The organism is Bacillus cereus group sp. BfR-BA-01360 (genome assembly GCF_022663595.1).
Taxonomy (GTDB): domain Bacteria; phylum Bacillota; class Bacilli; order Bacillales; family Bacillaceae_G; genus Bacillus_A; species Bacillus_A cytotoxicus.
This window is the reverse complement of the sequence record NZ_JAKUFV010000005.1, coordinates 181223-198708: the sequence shown is the minus strand read 5'-3', so window position 1 is coordinate 198708 and position 17486 is coordinate 181223. Positions and strand designations below refer to the sequence as shown.

Here is a 17486-nt window from a genome sequence, read left to right as displayed (position 1 = left end):
GAATCATGATCAGTAGAAAATAAAGTTTAAAAAAGGGTTTATTTCCAATGAAAGCGAATGTATAAAACAAGACACATGGATCAAACAATTAGGTGGTTGGGCAAATGAAAATTTTATTTATTACGGACGAGGTAGAAAGACGAAATAGATTAATTGAATTATTTACAGAAAATATACGAAATGTAGAATGTCTAGAAGCAATCACTGGAACGGAGTCTTTACATATCGCAAAGAAGCATGCTCCAGATTTCGTCTTTTTAGATACGCAGCTAAAAGACGGAACAGGATTTGAGTTTTCCAACTTGTTGCGAGAGCAAAATTGCAATATGAAATTTATATTTATAGGGGAGAATGTTGAGGAGGCTGTTATGGCTTTTCGTTTTCGAGCATTTTATTATTTGCTGCGACCATTTCATCAGGATGATGTATTATTTTTAGCGCACAGAATGGAGCAAGAAATTGGAACGAAAACGAGAAGTTACTTACGGAAGCTTCCAATTGAAAGTCAGGAAGGGATTACGTACATTTTTCCCGAGGATATCGTATATGTAAGCAAGAATAAAGAAAATAAAACAGTGTCTATTTATACAACAAATAATCATTATATTTCAACGTATACACTTCAAGAGTTAGAAAATAAATTGGCTACATATGATTTTTTACGCGTTCATAAGAGTTATTTAATTAATGTTATATATGTAAGGAAACTAAAACCTTATTATAATGGAACGTATAATCTTTATTTGGAAAAGTATGATGAGCAGTCGATTCCTGTTAGTCGAAACTATGTAAAACAACTTCGGAATAGAATTGAATTGTAACAAGTTGTGAGAGAATATGAACATGATAACATAAGAATCCTTCATGATAAGGAGGATTCAAATTAAATATTCAGAAAATTTAGTACAATCTCCACTAAGAAGTTATATTGGGGGGATTGTATGTGAAGGCATTCAAATCAATTTTGCTTTGGGGGATAATTTCAGTATTAGGAGCTACCGGATTTGGAGTGATTGCTTTATCACAGGGGGAAACGATTAATGCCATTTGGTTATTAGTTGCTGCGGTTTCAGTATATGCCGTTGCATATCGATTTTATAGTAGATTTATCGCGAGAAAAGTATTTGAACTAGATCATAATCGACAAACACCAGCTGAGACATTGAATGATGGAAAAGACTATGTACCAACGAATAAATGGGTGCTATTTGGTCACCACTTTGCAGCAATAGCAGGAGCTGGTCCTCTAGTAGGCCCTATTTTAGCAGCGCAGATGGGGTATTTACCAGGAACGATTTGGATTATTGTTGGGGTTGTTATTGCAGGAGCAGTACAAGATTTTGTCATTTTATTTGCTTCAATGAGACGAAATGGAAAGTCGTTAGGAGAAATGATTAAGGATGAGATTGGTCCTATTACAGGGTTAATCGCAATGATCGGGATTTTAGGTATTATGATTATTTTATTAGCTGTATTGGCTTTAGTAGTTGTGAAAGCACTTATCGGAAGTCCGTGGGGGATGTTTACGATTGCAGCAACCATCCCAATTGCTATTTTAATGGGAGTATATATGCGCTATATTCGTCCAGGAAGAGTGGGAGAAGGATCGGTTATTGGAATTATTTTGCTCATTTTAGCCCTTATTGGTGGACAGTATGTAGCTGAAAATTCTACTCTTGCAAGCATGTTCACGTTTAGTGGTGAAACAATTGCTATCATGCTTATTGTATATGGCTTTATCGCATCTGCACTTCCCGTTTGGATGCTGCTTGCACCGCGTGATTATTTAAGTACATTTTTAAAGATTGGTACAATCGTTGGATTGGCAATTGGCATTGTCATTGTTGCGCCAGAATTACAGATGCCCGCTGTTTCGAAGTTTATTGATGGAACAGGTCCGGTATTTTCAGGGAACTTATTTCCATTTTTGTTTATTACAATTGCTTGTGGTGCTGTATCAGGATTTCATGCTTTAGTTTCTTCAGGTACTACGCCAAAAATGATTGAAAGAGAAGGGCATGCACAACCGATTGGTTATGGGGCAATGTTAATGGAATCATTCGTTGCAGCAATGGCAATGATTGCAGCATGTGTGTTAACACCGGGAACTTATTTTGCGATTAATAGTCCAGCAGCTCTTATCGGTACAGATGTAACGCAGGCTGCACAAGTGATTTCATCATGGGGATTTGCAATTACACCAAATGAGCTAAAAGAACTGGCAACAAATGTAGGAGAACAAACGATATTATCTCGAACAGGTGGTGCACCAACATTAGCAATCGGAATGGCTTATATCTTTTCGCAAATATTGGGTGGTACAGCGATGATGGCATTTTGGTATCACTTCGCCATTTTATTTGAAGCACTATTTATTTTAACGACAATTGATGCAGGAACACGTGTAGGCCGTTTTATGATTCAAGATATATTAGGACATGTATATAAGCCTTTTGCAAGAACAGATTCTACAGTAGCAAATGTGATCGCTACAACATTATGCGTATTAGGATGGGGTTACTTCTTATACCAGGGAGTAGTTGATCCTCTTGGTGGCATTAATACATTATGGCCACTCTTCGGTATTGCTAACCAAATGCTAGCTGGAATTGCTTTATTACTTGGAACAACTATTTTATTCAAAATGGGCAAAAAGGTATACGTTTGGGTAACATTGATCCCCACAATCGGATTGCTAATTGTAACAATGACAGCTGGCTATCAAAAGCTGTTCCATGAAAACCCTAAAATTGGATTTTTATCGCATGCAAAAGTATTTCAAGATGCATTGGATGAAGGGAAAATATTAGCACCAGCAAAAAATATCGCACAAATGAAACAAATCATTTTCAATGATTATATTGATGCAGCACTTTGTGGAATTTTCATGTTAGTTGTCATAGCAGTTCTAATTTCTGCAATTCGTATATGGGTTCGTGTGTTGCAAAACAAGGCGATACCATTAAAAGAAGCGCCATATATTCCAAGAGATGAAAGTGAGTCGAGAAATTATGCTTAAAAAATTCGGAAACATATGGGGAGCAAGAAAACAATTCATTAGCTTGCTTGTTGGAGTTCCAAGTTATGAAACATATGTCATTCATATGAAAGAAAATCATCCTGGAGAGCCTATATTATGCCGAAAACAATTTTTTGCAGAGGCACAAGAAGCAAGATTTAATGCAAAAGGAGGAAAAGTATCAAGGTGTTGTTAAAAAAGAAGAGTGAGGTTTCACTCTTCTTTTCTGTTTACGTTTCACGTGGAACAAAAATAAAAAATAAAGCTACCGTTTGATAGCTTTACTTTTGCGTTGTTATACAAGTTCTTTTCCGGCAAATTTACGATATGCACCGTGATGTGTTGGGCCTACATATTCGTTGATTTTAAACGAATGACGAATCGCTGCAGTAATGAATTCCTTCGCAACTTTTACAGCTTCTTTTACAGATTTACCTTTTGCAAGTTCAGCTGTAATGGCTGCTGAGTATGTGCAACCTGCACCATGTGTATTTGTTGTATCAATTTTCTCTGATTCTAAAAGTTCAAATGTTTCACCATCATATAATACATCAATTGCTGTTTCTGTACCTAATTTGCTACCGCCTTTAATTAGTACATATTTTGCACCTAAAGCATGAATTTTTTTTGCTGCTTCTTTCATGTCTGCAAGAGTAGTAATTTTCACACCACTTAATTGATATGCTTCAAATAAATTTGGTGTTACAATTAATGCTTTTGGTACAAGAACATCACGTAAGCAGTCATTTGTTTCCGGATGCAAGGCTTCGTCTGCCCCTTTACAAACCATAACTGGATCTACGACAACGTTTTTTAGATTATGTTTTTCGATTGTCTCAGCAACCATTTCGATAATCTCTACGGATCCAAGCATGCCTGTTTTTAATGCATCTACACCGACACCTTCAATTGTTGTTTCCAATTGTGGTTTTAATGTAGAAACAGGGATAGGAAATACGTTATGTGCCCAGCTATTATGTGGATCCATTGTTACGATTGTTGTAAGAGATGTCATTCCGTATACACCAAGTTCTTGGAATGTTTTTAAATCTGCTTGTATTCCGGCACCACCGCTTGTGTCAGAACCAGCAATTGTAAGTGCTTTATTTAATGTCATTGTAAAAGCCCCCTCAGGTGATATAATGATAACTGCATTTTTAATCATTATATCAATGTTGTGAATAAGTACAAAGTAAAAAAGTGGATTGTTCCATTGAAAGGATATCTATTTTTATCATAAACTGTAAGTTTATGTTCACTTAAATGTAAAGTTGCTTTGTTATATATGGAGGATGAAATAGGAGGAGAGTCAGAATGTTGATGGTATCTACAGGTTCCGTACCAACAAAAAACATTACAGGCATTCTTGGATTAGTAACGGGAAGTGTTGTTCAATCACGTCGCGTTGGAAAAGATCTATTTGCGAGTTTAAAGTCAATTGTTGGTGGAGAACTAGTCAGTTATACAGAAAGGCTAGAGGATTCTAAGAAAATAGTAAAAGAACGTATGGAGAAAGAGGCAAAAGAGTTAGGGGGCAATGCCCTTGTTGGTCTGCACTTTGAGATGGCCGCTGGGCAAGGTTCTTCAGAATTAATCGGTTATGGCACAGCTGTGATTATAGAGTAGTTACTAAGGGATACTTGTTTGTTATTGTGATATAGGATAGTTATATAGTTTTATTTTTTTGAAAATAAAAATAAACAGTTAATATATTGTTTTATAAAGATTCAGTAAATAAATTGACATTAGAAAATAATTGCTATAAAATCATTGGTAATTGCATAGTCTTATCAAGAAAAGGTGGAGGGACAGGCCCTATGAAGCCTTGGCAACAGCCGAATATCGGAATTGTGCCAAATCCTGCAGGTAATAAATCCTGAGAGATAAGAAGGAATTTTAGAGCGTGTTTTTAAACTGCTTCTTTCTCATTCAGGAAAGAAGCAGTTTTTTTATTTGTTTTATATAAGAAGGGAGTATGAGAAATGAGCGAATCATGGGGAAAAGGAACGATCTGTGTGCAAGGGGGATATACACCAAAGAATGGGGAGCCGCGCGTTCTACCACTTTATCAAAGTACAACATATAAATATGACACCTCAGATGATTTGGCGGCGCTTTTTAATTTAGAAGCAGAAGGGTATATCTATACGCGTATTGGGAATCCGACAATTGCAGCATTTGAGCAGAAGTTAGCAGAACTAGAGGGTGGTGTCGGTGCTGTTGCAACAGCTTCCGGTCAGGCTGCTATTATGCTTGCTATTTTAAATATTTGTAGCAGTGGTGACCATTTACTTTGTTCTTCAACTGTTTATGGAGGAACTTTTAACTTATTTGGAGTTAGTTTGCGTAAGCTTGGAATTGATGTTACATTTTTTAATCCGAACTTATCCGCTGATGAAATTGTGGCGCTTGCCAATGATAAAACAAAGCTTATTTATGCAGAATCACTTGGAAATCCAGCTATGAACGTTTTGAATTTCAAGGAATTTTCTCGTGCCGCAAAAGAACTAGACGTACCGTTTATTGTTGATAACACATTAGCAACGCCATATTTATGTCAGGCGTTTGAGCATGGAGCAAATATTGTGGTCCATTCTACAACAAAGTATATTGATGGGCATGCAAGCTCATTAGGTGGCGTTGTAATTGATGGAGGGAATTTTGATTGGACGAATGGAAAGTATCCCGAACTTGTAGAACCTGACTCAAGTTATCATGGTGTAAGTTATGTGAAGGATTTTGGGGAAGCAGCATATATTGTAAAAGCGCGTGTTCAATTGTTAAGAGACTATGGAAATTGTATGAGCCCCTTCAATGCATATATTAGCAATATTGGTTTAGAAACGTTGCATTTGAGAATGGAACGCCATAGTGAAAATGCTCTTACAATTGCAAAGTGGCTTGCTAAGCATGAGCGTATTGAGTGGATTAATTATCCAGGATTAGAGGGTAACGAAAATTATCCATTGGCACAAAAATACTTATCGAAAGGTACAAGTGGAGTTTTAACGTTTGGAATTAAAGGCGGACTAGAAGCGGCGAAAGAATTTATCGCAAATGTGAATTTGGCAACGCTTGTAACACATGTTGCAGATGCAAGAACTTGTGTTATTCACCCTGCTAGTACAACACATAGACAGTTAACGGAAGAAGATCAACGTTTAGCCGGTGTTACGTCAGATTTAATTCGTTTATCAGTTGGTATAGAAGATGTTTCTGATATTATTGCTGATTTGGAAGCAGCTTTAATTGGAGGCAAAACAAATGCCAATCATAATTGACAAGGATTTACCAGCTCGTAAAGTGTTGCAAGAAGAAAATATTTTTACCATGACAAAGGAGCGAGCAGAAAAACAAGATATTAGAGCTTTAAAAATTGCAATTTTGAACTTAATGCCCAAAAAGCAAGAAACCGAGGCACAATTACTTAGATTACTCGGTAATACGCCCCTCCAATTGGATATGCATTTACTTCATATGGAGTCGCATATTTCTCGCAATGTAGCGCAAGATCATTTAACAAGTTTTTATAAAACATTTCGCGATATTGAAAAAGAGAGATTTGATGGGCTTATTATTACAGGAGCTCCGATTGAAACTCTTCCATTTGAAGATGTGGATTATTGGGAAGAACTCAAGAAAATCATGGATTATTCGAAAACGAATGTAACGTCTACATTGCATATTTGTTGGGGAGCACAAGCTGGATTGTACTATCATTATGGGATTCCTAAATATCCGCTTGCAGAAAAAATGTTCGGTGTGTTCGAACATGAAGTACTTGAGCAACATGTGAAATTATTACAAGGATTTGATGAGCTCTTTTTTGCACCGCATTCTCGTCATACAGAAGTACATGCAGCAGACATAGAAAAGGTAGAAGACTTGAAATTACTTGCGATTTCAGAAGAAGCGGGTGTTTATCTTGTTATCGGACAAAATGGAAAACATATTTTTGTTCTTGGGCATAGTGAATATAGCTGCGATACATTAAAACGAGAATATGAACGGGATATACAAAGAGGATTGAATATAGCAGTTCCAAAAAACTATTTTAAGTATAATAATCCAGATGAAAAACCACTTGTTAGATGGCGAAGTCATGGCAATTTACTATTTTCGAATTGGCTTAATTATTATGTGTATCAGGAAACCCCTTATATTTTGTAAAGGATGCTATAACATGTGGTGGCGTTTTCTTTACGTAGACAAATTTTTATTTTTTGAATGTTCTAAATACATTGTTTTTCAGAATTTTAAACTATATAATGACATCTAAATACATTTTTTAGAGGGGTGAAGAGTGTTATGAATGAAATTCAGGTAGGGTTATTAGGACTTGGAACAGTCGGAAGCGGTGTGGTTCGTATTATTGAGAACCATCAGGATCGATTAATGCACCAAGTAGGTTGCCCAGTGAAAGTAGCAAAAGTACTAGTACAAAATATAGATAAAGAACGTGAGGTCCAAGTCCCCCCTAATTTATTAACGAAGCGTGCAAATGAAATTATAGATGATCCGAATATTGATGTTGTTATTGAAGTAATGGGTGGAATAGAAGAAGCAAAAGCTTACATTTTACAAGCTTTAAAGAATGGAAAACATGTTGTTACTGCCAATAAAGATTTAATGGCATTACATGGGGCAGAGCTTTTAACAGTAGCAAAAGAAAACAGTGCGGATTTATTTTATGAGGCAAGTGTTGCAGGTGGCATCCCTATTTTACGAAGCATTGTAGAGGGGCTTTCCTCAGATTTGATTACAAAAGTAATGGGGATTGTGAATGGCACAACAAATTTTATTTTGACAAAAATGTCTGACGAAGGGAGAGCGTATGACGACGTGTTAAGGGAAGCGCAACAGCTTGGATTTGCTGAGGCAGATCCAACATCAGACGTAGAGGGGTTAGATGCGGCAAGAAAGATGACGATTTTAGCAACTCTTGGTTTCTCCACCAATGTAGAACTTGGAGATGTGAAAGTGAAGGGGATTACTTCTATTACGGAAGAAGATATTGCATATAGCAAAAGTTTAGGCTATACCATCAAGCTAATCGGACTTGCAAAGCGTGATGGTGACAGGCTAGAAGTAACAGTTGAGCCAACGTTGCTTTCTAATACACATCCTCTAGCAGCTGTTCAAAATGAATATAATGCTGTATATGTATACGGAGAGGCAGTAGGAGAGACGATGTTTTATGGACCGGGTGCTGGAAGTTTACCAACAGCAACAGCGGTTGTTTCTGACCTCGTTGCCGTTATGCAAAATATTCGCCTTGGTGTAACGGGGAATAGTGCAGTTTCTCCACAGTATGAGAAAGTATTAAAAGAGCCTCATGAAATTGTTGTGAAAAAGTTTTTACGATTGCATGTAAAAGATGAAATTGGTGTATTTGCAAAAATTACATCGCTATTCTCTGAACGAGGTGTAAGCTTTGAAAAAATTATTCAAATGCCACTTCAGGAGAAAGGAAAAGCTGAAATTGTTATCGTTACTCATCGTGCATCTCTTGCAGACTATGAATATATTTTACATACATTGGGATCATATGAGGAAGTAGATTGTGTGAAAGCAAACTATCGAATTGAAGGGGATGCGAAGTAATATGGAAAGGCTTCACTGAATATTATGAAAGGCTAGGGGCTGGTTTGAAAGACTTGAGTATTGTAAGTGATACAAAACAGATGAATCCAGTTTCCAAATAATAAGAAGATTGTGCCTGACTATATTCAGGGAGTTGTTTTACAATAAAGCGGAAAAGGCCTATTGAGTTTTTCATAACTCAATAGGCTTTATTTATGCTGAAAAGCTTGAGCACAATGAAGAGAGAAACAACATAAAGGGGAAAAATCGCTTTTCAAATTGCGGTTTGGTATAATTAGGAACAATCTAAGGGAACGAAAAGGAGATGTCATATGAGGGCAAAATTAGTAAAGGGAATATTACTTCTTACGGTGGCGTCTTTTTGCTTATTTGCATACGGTTTTCTTTCAGGTATTCATGATGTATTAAATCCAAAAGCTTCGAATGTAGTCATGAAACGAGAAGAGGCGCAAGGAAAAGAAAAAAAGAAAGCTGGGACGTTACAAGTAGTTAGCTTAGGAGACTCGCTAACGAGAGGTGTTGGCGATAAAGAAGGAATTGGTTATGTTGGACGCATGAAAGAAGATTTGGAAAAAGGGGATAAGACAAAAGTTGCAATAACGAATTTAGCTGTTAGTGGAGCGAAGATGGCGGATTTGTTACAGCAAATCGAGAGTAGCGGTGCTAGATATTCCATTAAGCGTGCGGATCTTATTGTGCTAACAATTGGGGGGAATGATTTATTCCCAGGTTGGGAATCGCTTGAGAAAATAGACTTGGAAACATATCGCCCAGATACGGAAATGTTTCAAAATCAAGCAAGGAAAATTATAACAGAAATTCGTAAATTAAATGCGGATAGTCCTATTTTTTGGCTAGGGTTATATAATCCTTTCGAAGATGTAGAAGACTTAAAAGGTTCATCAAATATTGTTGTAGATTGGAATGCAGCGTTAGAAAAAATAGCAGTCAGTCATAAAAATGTATACATTGTACCGACATTCGATTTGTTTCAAAATCGCGGAAAAGAACTATTGTATTCAGATCATTTTCATCCGAATGAAATAGGTTACTCATATATGGCAGATCGCTTAGTGCAAAATGTTGTAAGTAAGCTGAAACTACAAGGGGGAGGGGCAAAATGACGACAATCCTTTCAGTAAGGAATGTAAAAAAGGTTATCGGAAAGAAGACGCTTGTAGAAAATATTTCATTTGATGTTAAACAAGGGGAAGTGTTTGGTTTTCTTGGACCAAATGGTGCAGGGAAAACGACAACCATTCGAATGTTAGTTGGACTGATTCAGGCAACGGAAGGTGAAATTTCTATCGGTGGTTATCATATTAAGGACAATTTTCGAGAAGCCATGCGACAAATTGGTAGTATTGTTGAAAATCCAGAGCTTTATACGTACTTAACAGGTTTTGAAAATTTAAAGCAATTTGCAAGGATGTTAGGCGGTATACCAGATGAGCGTATTTTTGAAATTGCAAAGATGGTTCATTTAGATGAAAGAATCCATGATAAAGTAAAAACATATTCTCTTGGAATGAAGCAACGCCTTGGAATTGCACAAGCTCTTCTTGGAAGACCGAAACTGCTTATATTAGACGAGCCAACAAATGGATTAGATCCAGCTGGTATAAGAGAGTTAAGAGAATTTATACATAAGCTGGTGAGAGAGGAAAAGATGAGTGTATTTATTTCAAGTCATTTATTAAGTGAAGTGCAAATGATATGTGATCGCGTAGCTATTATTCAGAAAGGCAAGATTATTACAGTTGCTCCTATTGAAGAGTTAATAAAAGCTGCAAGCGACCGCGTAGAGTGGATTGTTACACCCATTTTGAAGGCGAAAGATCTATTGGAAAAATCAGAAGAAGTGACTGAAATTAGCATAGATCATCATCGTTTACTATGCCGTATGGATGTGAAATCAATTAGCAGTTGGAATAAGCGGTTTGTAGAGAGTGAGATAGAGGTACATAGTGTGAAAGAACTTGTGTTTACATTAGAAGATCTATTTATTGAACTCACAAGAGGTGAGGCGCATGCGTGAATTTGCGAATCTTGTTTTGAATGAATCTGAGAAAATTTATCGCAAGAAACGTATTTTTGTGGTGATGTTAATATTAGTCATTCTCATTCCGCTTTTTGTATACGCGCAGTATAGAGAGATACAAACAACGCAAAAACGACTTGGGACAAATGATTGGAAAGTTGCACTTCAACAGCAAATTGTCGATTCGCAAAATCGTTTGAACAATTCTAGATTGCCAGAAGAGTGGCGGGATTGGCTTAAAGTTAGAGTAGAGCAACAACAATATTATTTAGATCATAACATTAATCCAGCAGCACCGGGAGCACCAACTTTTGTAAGGGCGTTCATTGAACAAGGGATTACATTGTTTATCCCACTTCTTGTCATGATTGTGGCAATTGATATTGTATCGGGCGAAAGAAGTGATGGGACAATGAAACTGCTTTTAACTCGTCCAATTAGGCGCTGGAAAATTCTCTTGAGTAAATATGTTACGATGCTTTTGTTTATTTCGCTTATCGTATTACTTGTTGGCCTGTTCTCTTATATACTATCTGGCATTGTTTTTGGATATGCAGGATGGGACTTACCTGTGTTAACAGGGTTTGTCATTGATAAGGAAACATTAAATACGAATTTTGTACACTTAATCCCGCAATGGCAATATAATTTAATGGCGTATGGGTTAGCGTGGTTTGTAGCAATTGTTGTTGGGACAATCTCCTTCATGGTTTCCGTTTTGATTCGTAATACGCCCGCTGGTATGGGGATCATGTTAGCAGCTTTAATTGCTGGTGGTATTTTAAGTTCTTTTGCCACATCATGGGAAGGCGCAAAATATATATTCAGCGTCAATTTATCATTAACAGATTATTTATCCGGAAATTTACCAGCGCTACAAGGTTTATCGATGGGATTTTCGTTAATGAATTTAACAATTTGGGCAGTGGTCTCTCTCGTTGTTTCCTTTGTAGTGTTTACGAAGCAAGATATGGTTAATTAAATGAATCAGGAGTGAGGGTAATGAAAAAAATTTTAAAGAATGATTGGGAACCAATACTTGGACCAGAGTTTGAGAAGCCATATTATCAAAACTTAAGACAATTTTTGAAAGAAGAGTATAGTATGCGGGTCATATATCCAAATGCAAATGATATTTTTAACGCACTACATTATACGAGTTATGAGGATACAAAGGTTGTGATTTTAGGGCAGGATCCGTATCATGGACCAAACCAAGCACACGGATTAAGTTTTTCTGTACAACCAGGAGTAAGGGTACCACCATCTTTACAAAATATGTATAAGGAACTAAAAGCAGACATTGGATGTGAAATTCCGAATCATGGTTATTTAGTAAAATGGGCAGAGCAAGGCGTATTATTGCTTAATACTGTTTTAACAGTTCGCCAAGGAGAGGCGAATTCTCATAAAGGAAAAGGATGGGAACAGTTCACAGACCGTGTCATTGAGTTATTAAATGAGCGGGAAAAACCAGTCATCTTCATATTATGGGGGCGTCACGCACAAGCAAAGAAAAAACGAATTACGAATCCGAATCACTATATCATTGAGTCTGTACATCCAAGTCCGCTTTCAGCAAGCCGCGGCTTTTTTGGCAGCAAGCCCTTTTCGAAAGTAAATCGCTTTTTATCTAGCATTGGTGAAAAAGAAATTGATTGGCAAATTCCAAATTTATAATGTAACAATAAAAGGTAGCTTGTGTGAGCTACCTTTTATTGTTCATTTTTTAATTTTGCATCTAGTACGAATGTGCCAAACGGAATAACGGATGCAAGAAGTGCACCAAGAACCCATAAAATAGATTTACGGTTTGCAATCGTTACTTGAATGACTGCAAAGATAAATAAAATAAATAATACACCGTGAGCCATACCTGTAATTTTCACAGCTGCTGCAAATCCTGCAAAATATTTTAATGGCATCGCTACAAATAATAGTAATAGAAAAGAAATCCCTTCGACAAATCCGATTGCTCTTAATCGTCCAACTGGTGTAGATAACATGAGATAGCCTCCTTAAATATAAGCTTGTATATAATAAATTTGTATTCGTTTCCAAAATAAAATAGTCTTTTTTGTTTCATTATATACAAAAACAAAGTTTGCACTATGATAATATTGTAAAGTTCGAAATATCTTCACAAAATCTCTTATATTTAAAGAAACTCTCCCTTTGAAATATTTGACTTCAAAGGGAGGGGATGAATGATGAAATTAAGCAATTACTTCATTTTTTAGTACAAATTTCTCAACTACTTTTGCAACACCATCGTTCATATTTGTATCTGTTACATAGTTTGCGATGGCTTTAATATCATCTGGAGCATTGCCCATTGCAACGCCAAGGCCAGCAAATTCAATCATTGTCTGATCATTATAGCTGTCACCTATTGCAATGACTTCTTCGCGCTTAATACCAAGCTTTTGGATAAGTTGGTTTAAGCTTGTTCCTTTTGTAACACCAGCTTCTGTGAATTCCAAGAAGTATGGTTTGGAACGCATAACACTTAGCTTTCCTTCTAATTGTTTTTGGAGTTTTTTCTCTACTTCAATCAGGCGCTCTGCTTCTTTATTCATTAATACTTTTACAACAGGTTCTTGTACAGCCGCGACAAAGTTATCTACTTGGATAATTGGCATACCTGTAAGTTGTCCTTCGATTTCTGTATAGGGATTATTTTCTTCCGTTATAATATCATCACCTATATATGTGTGAATCCAGACACCTTCTTCTTTACTAATCTCATATAAATTGTGAACGATTTCAGGTGATAACGTACTGCTAAATATTTTTTCATCTGTTTTACAATTAATAATTTTTGCACCGTTAAATGATAAGATAAAGCTTCCATATTCTTCTAAACGAAGTTCTTTCGCAATATGACGCATACCAAATGTTGGGCGTCCTGAAGCAAGTACGACTTTAACACCTTGTTCTTGAGCTGTCATTAAAGCTCGCTTTGTACGCTCTGAAATCGTGTGATCATCACGTAATAAAGTATCATCTAAATCTAAAACAATCATTTTATAAGACATATAGAAAGTTCCTTTCTGTATTGGAATAATAAATAACATTACTAGAGATAAAAATATGAAGAAGCAAATCGTAAGACGTCAAACTTCTTCTTGCATAACGAAAAGGTAATTACATTGTTAGTATAAAATATCAAGGGCGATATGCCCATGATATTTTATGACTATCGTAGCAACTTGAAAAGTAGAGTGTAATAATAGAAGTTCTGCTATTTACGAAAATTGTTTGTCTTTTGAACGAGAAAATAGAACTTCAAGTAAAATGGCCATAACGGAGCCAAGGACGAGACCGTTACTAAAAAATGATGCGAAAACGGGTGGAAGGACGGAGAATGCCTCTGGTGGTACAAACATAACTCCAATTCCAGTAAAGAGCGATAACCCAGCAACGCGAAATAGACGTTCTTTATTTTGTACTGAATCATATTCACGAAAGGCAAGGCCAATCATACTTGCAAATACGGGATAAATGGCTGCGTATCCAACGGCGATAGGAATAGCTGCAAAGAATGAAGTAATCTTTGGAAATATGCTAATTAGAATAATAAAACTTGATCCTAATATAAAAGGAATTCGCTTATAAATATTTGTTGTTGCGATAAAACCAGCTGATCCTGAAATAGCTACAGGTCCTACCGATGAAAATAGACCGCCTAATAATTGATTGATACCTGTTATAATACCAGCTTGCTTGAAGCGATTTTGTACTGCATTTTCTTCGTATTGGGAAACTACTTTTTGAACAACGCGAATACTTGCTAACATGTTTGTAAGAAGAAGTAGTGTGACAAACAGAACTGTGATTGCCATATTCCATTCAATACGAGGTGATCCAAAAACAAATATCGATGGAAGCTGAATGATCTCTGTTACAGGCGGAATCGGATTAGATAAACCGAAGCAAGCAAATAAAACCCATCCGAAGACAATACTAAACAGAACAGAATATTGCCCAATAATAGGTAGCTTCATAATGAAAAAAGATAGTACAATAACAACAAGTGAGAGAATAAATACGTTTATTTGCACTTTCGTATGACTTCCATCCAGCCCAAACATTCCTTTTAAGAAAGCACCGCTCAGCTGTGCAACAAGAAGAAATAAATACGTTCCGATTACTGTTGGTGTAAAATAATGAACGAGCTTATCAATAAGTCCAAAAACACTAAGAATAATACAAATCATACCGCTTAATAGGAAAGCGTATTGTAAGACGCGGAGCGTTTCAATGTTTGATCCGAATAGTACGATACCTAAACTTGCATAAAGAGAGAAGACGCCCCACCAAAGGCCGGCCGGACCTTCTTGAATAGGTAGCTTATGGCCAAACAGAGCTTGCAATAAGCCTGCAAATCCAAGAACAAATAATGTCCTTTGTATAAAAGCAATTGCTTCGGTACCACCCAGTCCATAACTGGTGGCAACGCTAATCGGTACAATTAGGCTACCGGCTAAAATAAATAGTGCCCACTGCAGGGCAGAAAGAAATGTTTTCATGATATCGACCTCTTTCATAGATTCCATTTCTAGTATATATGTATTTTATTTTATCTGGCAAAGATTTGTAGATTGAGAAAGGAGTTGAGGAACCATATGAATGCACGCAGGCAATTGTTAATAGCGATTATATGTATGTGTTTTGTTGTCATACTTGGAACAATTGGATTTATGGTAATAGAAGAAATTAGTTTGTTTCAAGCTTTTTGGATGACAATGATTACAGTATTAACAGTAGGGTATGGAGATGCAATTCCGGTAACACAAGCTGGGAAAATTTTTGCACTTTTAATTATACCTATTGGAGTAGGGATTGTTACATATGCCATTGGGGTAGTAGCGGCAATGATTATAGAGGGAAATTTATTTCATGCAGTTCGGAGGAAGAAAATGGATAAACAAATAGCGGGATTAAAAGATCATATCATTGTATGTGGCTGTGGTAGAGTAGGACTTCAAGTTGTACATGAATTACAGGAAAAGAAAGTTCCTTTTGTTGTGGTCGATAAAGATAGAGAAGTACTAGAGAAAGAAAAAATTTTATATGTACATGGTGATGCTACGGAAGATCAAATATTAATGAAAGCTGGAATTAAGAGAGCTGCTGGGCTTGTAGGGATTGTTGCCAATGATGCTGAAAATGTATTTATTGCGTTAACAGCAAGAGGACTCAATCGTAACATCAAAATTGTGGCTAGAGCTGAAAAGCCAGAAACGGAAGAAAAGTTACGTCGCGCTGGTGCGGATAAAGTGATCAATCCATCCAGTATGGCTGGAATTCATATTGCAAAAGGTATTGCAAATCCATTGGCGGTTCATTATATTGATACAGTGCTATATGGGACAGAACAATCCTTTGCAATAGAAGAGTTTCAAATCGGAAAAGATGCGATTGTGATTGGAAAAACATTGCTGGAAAGTAACGTGAGAAACCAATTTGATGTCACCATTTTAGCGATTTTAAGAAATGGAGATATGATCCATAATCCGACCGGACAGGAAAAACTACAAGAACGTGATATGATAATAGTATTTGGTCCGGTAGAGAGGCTGGAGCAATTTAAGAAAGAAATAGAAAGTAAGAGGTGACGATGTATGCAAGTGTCTAGTGACAAAATTTTAAATAAAATGGCAAATGAGATTGCAAAAGCAAAAGGTAGTGAAGGGCAGAAGGTGAAGGAGCATTTGTCAGTTGTTCGCGCACTATGTGATTTACTATTAGATGAACAGACTGAAACAAGTGTGTATGTAGAACCGAAATTACAGTCACAAGTGATTTCATCTCATCCGATGACAGCGCCAGTAACCCAACAAGTAACGACAGTATCGGCTGGGGAACCTGTATATATGAAAGAAGAAGATGCAAACGGAAGTTCCTTATTTGATTTTTAAAGGGTAAAACGTTTGGCTTATATGTAAAAATTTCTTATCATAAAGATAAAAAGGGGAATTCTTATGAAAATTTTCTTCTTATTAGGTTGTATTGCAGCAGGACTATCAGTGGCATTAGGAGCTTTTGGCGCACATGGTTTAGAAAACAAAGTCTCCGCTAAAATGTTAGAAGTGTGGAAGACAGGGGTTACATACCAAATGTTCCATGCAGGAGGATTGTTGATTGTTGCATTATTAATGGATAAACTTCAGTCATCTCTTGTAAGTGCAGCAGGTTGGTTTATGGTAGCCGGAATTATTATGTTTTCTGGAAGTTTGTATGCATTAAGTATAACAGGCATTAAGTTTTTTGGACCAATTACTCCTCTTGGCGGTGTCGCGTTTATTGTAGGATGGATTTTATTAGGAACTGCAGTTGTAAAAGGATTATAAAACAAAGCTGGCATTTGCCAGCTTTGTTTATTATCTTGGAGCATAAGTCGCTTGTTGACTAGGTAGATACGTAATTTCTTCGGGGAATTCAACGTAATCTAAATAAATCATAAGCAATAAATAGCGTTTTCCAGACTGTGGTTCGCTAATTACGATATGGTCGCGCCCAGCAGCCTCAATAATACCAGTATAAGATTGAGTCCCTAAAGAACTACTGCGTTCATATGTCATAACGACAGTCGCTTGTTTCCCTTTATTTAAGCGAAGAATATTTTCGATATAGGATTGCTCTAATGGAAGCATTCCTTGAGATATTGCATATTGTGCTTGTGCAGCTTGTTGCTGCAAAGCTTGCTGTTGTTGCGGAATTATTTGTTGTTGCTGTGGTTGTTGCATATAACCTCCTGAAGGTTGATAAAAACCTGTTCCGTAGTATGGATTTTGTTGCTGTGCCATTCAAAAATCC

General features: G+C 36.6%; 19 protein-coding genes and 1 riboswitch. Of the genes, 14 read left to right on the top strand and 5 right to left on the bottom strand.

Annotation, left to right across the window (positions count from 1 at the left end; translation table 11 throughout):
• The first annotated feature begins 104 nt into the window (after window positions 1-104).
• The 3 genes from MR056_RS07410 (at window position 105) to MR056_RS07400 (ending at window position 3215) form a co-directional block, all read left to right on the top strand.
• Entirely contained in the window at window positions 105-821 is a 717-nt protein-coding gene (locus MR056_RS07410; RefSeq protein WP_012096373.1) for a LytR/AlgR family response regulator transcription factor, read from the top strand.
• A gap of 122 nt (window positions 822-943) precedes the next feature.
• A complete protein-coding gene (locus MR056_RS07405; protein WP_012096372.1) occupies window positions 944-3019 on the top strand; it encodes a carbon starvation CstA family protein in 2076 nt (691 codons plus the stop codon).
• On the top strand, window positions 3012-3215 hold the full coding sequence (locus MR056_RS07400; protein WP_012096371.1) for a YbdD/YjiX family protein: 204 nt from the start codon (window positions 3012-3014) through the stop codon (window positions 3213-3215). The genes MR056_RS07405 and MR056_RS07400 overlap by 8 nt, the downstream gene beginning before the upstream one ends.
• 99 nt (window positions 3216-3314) lie before the next feature.
• On the opposite strand, the gene pdxK is transcribed toward MR056_RS07400, so the two are convergent.
• Window positions 3315-4136, bottom strand: a complete 822-nt coding sequence (gene pdxK, locus MR056_RS07395) for a pyridoxine/pyridoxal/pyridoxamine kinase (RefSeq protein ID WP_012096370.1) — start codon at window positions 4134-4136, stop codon at window positions 3315-3317.
• A 197-nt stretch (window positions 4137-4333) separates the two neighbouring features.
• On the opposite strand from pdxK, the gene MR056_RS07390 reads away from it, so the two are divergent.
• The 8 genes from MR056_RS07390 to MR056_RS07355 all read left to right on the top strand — a co-directional run bounded on the left by MR056_RS07390 (window position 4334) and on the right by MR056_RS07355 (window position 12344).
• Complete coding sequence (locus tag MR056_RS07390; protein ID WP_210370644.1) at window positions 4334-4645, top strand: YbjQ family protein; 312 nt, start codon at window positions 4334-4336, stop codon at window positions 4643-4645.
• A gap of 158 nt (window positions 4646-4803) precedes the next feature.
• A riboswitch (SAM riboswitch) is annotated at window positions 4804-4909 on the top strand.
• Window positions 4910-5001: 92 nt separating this feature from the next.
• Window positions 5002-6300: a bifunctional O-acetylhomoserine aminocarboxypropyltransferase/cysteine synthase gene (locus MR056_RS07385; RefSeq protein WP_210370643.1), complete on the top strand. Its 1299-nt coding sequence runs from the start codon at window positions 5002-5004 to the stop codon at window positions 6298-6300.
• Entirely contained in the window at window positions 6284-7189 is a 906-nt protein-coding gene (metA, locus tag MR056_RS07380; protein ID WP_012096367.1) for a homoserine O-acetyltransferase MetA, read from the top strand. The genes MR056_RS07385 and metA overlap by 17 nt, the downstream gene beginning before the upstream one ends.
• 138 nt (window positions 7190-7327) lie before the next feature.
• Complete coding sequence (locus tag MR056_RS07375; RefSeq protein WP_210370642.1) at window positions 7328-8623, top strand: homoserine dehydrogenase; 1296 nt, start codon at window positions 7328-7330, stop codon at window positions 8621-8623.
• A 311-nt stretch (window positions 8624-8934) separates the two neighbouring features.
• Window positions 8935-9747 (top strand): SGNH/GDSL hydrolase family protein, encoded by an 813-nt coding sequence (locus MR056_RS07370; RefSeq protein ID WP_210370641.1) that lies wholly within the window; start codon window positions 8935-8937, stop codon window positions 9745-9747.
• The gene (locus MR056_RS07365; protein WP_012096364.1) at window positions 9744-10661 is read left to right on the top strand and encodes an ABC transporter ATP-binding protein; all 918 of its coding nucleotides are present in this window, start codon (window positions 9744-9746) and stop codon (window positions 10659-10661) included. The genes MR056_RS07370 and MR056_RS07365 overlap by 4 nt, the downstream gene beginning before the upstream one ends.
• The gene (locus tag MR056_RS07360) at window positions 10654-11646 is read left to right on the top strand and encodes an ABC transporter permease subunit (RefSeq protein ID WP_210370640.1); all 993 of its coding nucleotides are present in this window, start codon (window positions 10654-10656) and stop codon (window positions 11644-11646) included. The genes MR056_RS07365 and MR056_RS07360 overlap by 8 nt, the downstream gene beginning before the upstream one ends.
• Window positions 11647-11666: 20 nt before the next feature.
• A complete protein-coding gene (locus MR056_RS07355) occupies window positions 11667-12344 on the top strand; it encodes a uracil-DNA glycosylase (protein WP_012096362.1) in 678 nt (225 codons plus the stop codon).
• Window positions 12345-12379: 35 nt separating this feature from the next.
• On the opposite strand, the gene MR056_RS07350 is transcribed toward MR056_RS07355, so the two are convergent.
• The 3 genes from MR056_RS07350 to MR056_RS07340 form a co-directional block, all read right to left on the bottom strand.
• On the bottom strand, window positions 12380-12670 hold the full coding sequence (locus MR056_RS07350; RefSeq protein ID WP_012096361.1) for a DUF3817 domain-containing protein: 291 nt from the start codon (window positions 12668-12670) through the stop codon (window positions 12380-12382).
• Between the two features lie 210 nt (window positions 12671-12880).
• Window positions 12881-13702 carry a Cof-type HAD-IIB family hydrolase gene (locus tag MR056_RS07345; protein ID WP_012096360.1) on the bottom strand — a complete coding sequence of 274 codons (822 nt, stop codon included), beginning with the start codon at window positions 13700-13702 and terminating at the stop codon, window positions 12881-12883.
• A 210-nt stretch (window positions 13703-13912) separates the two neighbouring features.
• Window positions 13913-15196, bottom strand: a complete 1284-nt coding sequence (locus tag MR056_RS07340) for a purine/pyrimidine permease (RefSeq protein ID WP_041810153.1) — start codon at window positions 15194-15196, stop codon at window positions 13913-13915.
• A gap of 96 nt (window positions 15197-15292) precedes the next feature.
• On the opposite strand from MR056_RS07340, the gene MR056_RS07335 reads away from it, so the two are divergent.
• From MR056_RS07335 to MR056_RS07325, 3 genes are all read left to right on the top strand, one after another.
• Window positions 15293-16285, top strand: coding sequence for a potassium channel family protein (locus MR056_RS07335; protein WP_012096358.1), 993 nt, complete (start codon window positions 15293-15295; stop codon window positions 16283-16285).
• A gap of 6 nt (window positions 16286-16291) precedes the next feature.
• Window positions 16292-16588 (top strand): YwdI family protein, encoded by a 297-nt coding sequence (locus MR056_RS07330; RefSeq protein ID WP_210351882.1) that lies wholly within the window; start codon window positions 16292-16294, stop codon window positions 16586-16588.
• A gap of 63 nt (window positions 16589-16651) precedes the next feature.
• Window positions 16652-17020, top strand: coding sequence for a DUF423 domain-containing protein (locus tag MR056_RS07325; RefSeq protein WP_012096356.1), 369 nt, complete (start codon window positions 16652-16654; stop codon window positions 17018-17020).
• A gap of 30 nt (window positions 17021-17050) precedes the next feature.
• Here MR056_RS07325 and gerQ read toward each other — a convergent pair whose 3' ends face one another.
• Window positions 17051-17476 (bottom strand): spore coat protein GerQ, encoded by a 426-nt coding sequence (gerQ, locus tag MR056_RS07320; RefSeq protein WP_012096355.1) that lies wholly within the window; start codon window positions 17474-17476, stop codon window positions 17051-17053.
• Between the last annotated feature and the right edge of the window lie 10 nt (window positions 17477-17486).